Origin of the sequence: Pseudomonas sp. IT-P395 (genome assembly GCF_949767675.1) — a bacterium.
Taxonomy (GTDB): Bacteria; Pseudomonadota; Gammaproteobacteria; order Pseudomonadales; family Pseudomonadaceae; genus Aquipseudomonas.
In genome coordinates this window covers 1-301 of the sequence record NZ_CATKPW010000046.1, presented here as the reverse complement: position 1 = coordinate 301, position 301 = coordinate 1, and the positions used below count along the sequence as shown (strand labels likewise).

1 protein-coding gene is annotated in these 301 nt (G+C 59.1%); it reads left to right on the top strand.

Annotated features, from left to right (window positions below; genetic code table 11):
* On the top strand, window positions 1-301 hold a 301-nt coding region (locus tag ACM6IN_RS22035), incomplete at both ends, for an Ig-like domain-containing protein (RefSeq protein WP_414916706.1).

Genomic DNA, 301 nt, shown 5'->3' with positions numbered 1-301 from the left:
GTTCGCCGTTACCGTGGTCGACGATAACGGCACCACCGCCAATGGCACGCTAGACGTGAACATCGTCGACGATTTGCCAAAAGCCGTGGATGACAGCAACACCGGCACCGCATCGGAAACCTTGCTGACCCTGACCGGCAACGTTCTGACCAACGACGTGCAAGGCGCCGATCGCGTACCGACTGGGCCGGTAACCCCTGGCACGTTCACCGGCACTTACGGCACCTTGGTGCTCAATGCCAACGGCACTTACACCTACACACTGAACACCAACGACGCCGACTTCAAAAACCTGCACGGT